The sequence below is a fragment of the Bacillus sp. JJ864 genome, from assembly GCF_036963045.1.
GTDB classification, from domain to species: Bacteria; Bacillota; Bacilli; order Bacillales; family Bacillaceae_G; genus Bacillus_A; species Bacillus_A pseudomycoides_C.
In genome coordinates, this window is sequence record NZ_JBALLY010000139.1 from 1 (window position 1) to 3,428 (window position 3,428).

Genomic DNA, 3,428 nt, shown 5'->3' on the forward strand with positions numbered 1-3,428 from the left:
AAATTTTATGTGAGATTAAACCTCTATCCTAGTCCATATTCCCCCGTTATATTTCGAATCCCTACCACCCTTGCCGCTCTCACCTTTTCATCTCGTTATGATACAATATAATTATCATATGTACTGTAACTTGGAGGATAGAGTATGAAAGCGTTTTGGACAACAGTATTAACGATAATCGGTACTCTTATTGGAATTGGCATTTTCTTTACGAATAAAGTCATGTATTTAAAGAAAAAAACAGAAGAAGAAATTTTAGAACGTGAAACAAAACAACATTTTCACTTGGAGGATTTTGAAGCTCTACAGAAAGAAGAAGTATACCTCACTTCTCAATTTGGTTATAACATTCATGGTTACTTTATTCCTGTTAGCCATTCGAATAAGTTCATGATTTTTTGTCACGGCGTCACCGTCAACAAAATGAATTCCATAAAGTATGCAAATTTATTTTTAAGCAGAGGATTCAACGTATTTATTTATGATCATCGCCGCCACGGCCAAACTGGAGGTAAAACAACAAGTTATGGCTATTACGAAAAACACGATCTAAAGACGGTAGTAGATTGGCTCAAACAACGATTTGGTTCAAATATTACGCTTGGTATCCACGGTGAATCAATGGGAGCAGCAACGTTATTACAATATGCAGGCATGGTTGAGGACGGAGCTGATTTTTACATTGCTGACTGTCCATTCTCTGATTTTTATGAACAGCTTCATTACCGTTTAAAGGTTGAGTTTCATTTACCAAAGTGGCCACTTTTACCAATGGCTAATGCATTTTTAAAAGTGCGTGATGGCTATACAATTCGTGAGGTTTCTCCAATTGATTGTGTGAAAAACATTAAAAATCCTGTATTGTTCATCCACAGTAAAGATGATGATTACATTTTATGCAATATGACACAATCATTATATGAGGCTAAAGAAGGAGCAAAAGAACTCTTTATTGCCGAAAAAGGCACTCATGCTTGTTCTTATGGAGAAAATAGAGAAGAATATGAAGCTGCAGTTGATCAATTTTTAACAACATACGTAAACGAAACAAAAAACAGGCTCGCATAAGCCTGTTTTTATTTTAATGAAATAACAATTGGTTTATCTTTAGCAAAAGAAGGGGCAAATAATAATTCAGATACCGTCTCTTCTTTAGGTATTTCGAATATAATACTTGATTGCAATGAATCGTATGATTTTAACCTTCTATCATGTAATATACTTGTATCCCTTTTCGTTTGAACAACTCCATATATTTTTCCCGTCTCCGAAATAACATTAAACTGAGCTGGCCTTACAATAATACTTTTGTTTCTACTGTTCTTTAAAGAAAAGTCCACAACAAGAAGCGTGTAATTATTTTTTGCAGTCCATACGTCATAATGTGGTACACGACTTACATTTTTAATAACAAAATCTATTTGATGAGCAGATAAAATACCTTTTACACTTGATTGATTAGCCTGCTCTTCTCTATTGCATCCAGCTATGCAAAAGGAAATGATAATACTTATGATGACCAATCGTTTCCACAACAACTACCACCTTCTTTGCTGTTTCTATCGGTTGTATGTTGCACACATTGTGTGTTTTTATGCATTTTGAAATACACACGAAGAGGCTAATTCATCTCCAAGTGAATTAGCCTTCTCCCTATCCAAACCAACAGCAAAAGTTTTATTACATTTACAATGGCCTATTACGCCAATACATCTGTAACTTGATCCATATTTTCAGAAATCCACTTTACTGCTTCATCAAGTGATGGAAACTCTGTTGTTTGAAATGTTACTTCATCTTGTAATAACCATACATCCTTCACTTCTTGTTGCACACCGGCAATTGACCAATGAAGTAAGCTGTACGGATGATTATCGTTTAAAAACGATACCCATGTTCGCTCTGTTGCAATATTTTGTAATATACGTAATTGTTTGTTCATGTTTATGTTCACCTTATTATTTTTTCAGTATATAGCTTATTATATCATACCTTTCGAGAGGACTCCCACCTCTAAACATATGTGAAGGTGGTGAGGTGAATCGAAAAAAATATTTTATGTTTAAGAAAAACGATAGAAACGTACGTTCTTGTTTTGTTATAATATCTTTAACAAGGAGGTGAAAAAATGTCAACGGAAAATCAAATACATTATAAAACTCTTCAAATTTGGATTGAAAAAGGACATCGTATGTATTCTTATTTTCAAGAATCTTGCCAAAACGCTAAAAGTATGTACAACACGACAAACTTTTATATACGACAAGTGTATACAGGTTTGACACAAGATAAGGAATTGCAACCTTTACAAAAAGAAGTTTTGGATACAATTGATAAAAACATGGGGAAGATGAATGATACACAACTTCTTGCCTATCAAAAGAAATTGGAAAAAGAGAAAACAAAACCAAAAGAAAAACAAAAAGAAGTGAAATGTAATTTGTTTTCAGAACCAACTACAGAAAAACCTTATGTAGATTATAATTTTCTAGATGTATTATTTAAAGCAATGATGCAGAAGGATTATCGTGCTTTGCCTACGCAATCTAGTCAATCAATCATGAAAAATGTATTCCAAAATTGGAAGTCTTTTTTTGCTAGTTTAAAAAATTATAAAAAGAATCCCAACAAATATACTGGAAAACCTAGAATTCCAAAGTATATTCGTTCTTCTGAAAAGGAAATCTTGTATACAAATCAAGATTGTGTCATTAAAAAGGATAAGTTTTTAAAGTTTCCAAAGACAAAATTGCAATTAAACATTGGGAAATTGGGGTTTACTGAAGGTAAACTGAAGCAAGTTCGTGTGATCCCAAAATACAATGGATATGTGGTGGAATTAGTGATAGATGTCCCTTCAGAACAACAATCCGTTGAAGAGAATGGTCGTTATATGAGTATTGATTTAGGGATTGATAACCTTGCAACCATCGTAACAAACACAGGTATGAAGCCTGTACTTGTTAAGGGCAAACATGTCAAAAGCATAAATCAATATTACAATAAAATGAAGAGCTATTTTACAAGTGTTCTAAGGCAAGGTAAACAAACAAATGAAGGCTCTTTTACTTCTAAAAGAATAGAAAAACTTCATCAAAAGCGTTACCTGAAAATAAAAGACATTTTCCATAAGGCAAGTCATCATATTGTAAAACTAGCTCAAGAAGAGAAAGTTTGTAAAATCGTTATTGGTCAAAACAAAAGTTGGAAACAAGAAACGGATATGGGAAAGAAAAATAACCAAACATTTTGCCATATCTCGCATAGTTTATTGATTCAAATGATTACATACAAAGCGAGTGCGGTAGGCATTCAAGTTGTTGTAACCGAGGAATCTTACACATCAAAAGCAAGTTTTCTAGACAATGACTTTATTCCAACGTATGGAACAAATGACCAAAATGCAACTTTTTCAGGAAAACGAATGA

At 33.1% G+C, this 3,428-nt stretch carries 4 protein-coding genes; 2 read left to right on the forward strand and 2 right to left on the reverse strand.

Annotated features, from left to right (window positions below):
- The first annotated feature begins 144 nt into the window (after positions 1-144).
- Positions 145-1,068, forward strand: coding sequence for an alpha/beta hydrolase (locus tag V7024_RS19355; protein ID WP_335522860.1), 924 nt, complete (start codon positions 145-147; stop codon positions 1,066-1,068).
- Between the two features lie 8 nt (positions 1,069-1,076).
- On the opposite strand, the gene V7024_RS19360 is transcribed toward V7024_RS19355, so the two are convergent.
- Together V7024_RS19360 and V7024_RS19365 are read right to left on the reverse strand one after the other, a co-directional pair.
- Positions 1,077-1,535 (reverse strand): DUF4352 domain-containing protein, encoded by a 459-nt coding sequence (locus tag V7024_RS19360; RefSeq protein WP_335522862.1) that lies wholly within the window; start codon positions 1,533-1,535, stop codon positions 1,077-1,079.
- Between the two features lie 164 nt (positions 1,536-1,699).
- Positions 1,700-1,942 (reverse strand): DUF2552 family protein, encoded by a 243-nt coding sequence (locus V7024_RS19365; protein WP_335522864.1) that lies wholly within the window; start codon positions 1,940-1,942, stop codon positions 1,700-1,702.
- A 186-nt stretch (positions 1,943-2,128) separates the two neighbouring features.
- On the opposite strand from V7024_RS19365, the gene V7024_RS19370 reads away from it, so the two are divergent.
- Positions 2,129-3,428 (forward strand): RNA-guided endonuclease InsQ/TnpB family protein (locus V7024_RS19370; protein WP_335522866.1); only part of this gene is annotated, 1,300 nt, incomplete at its 3' end.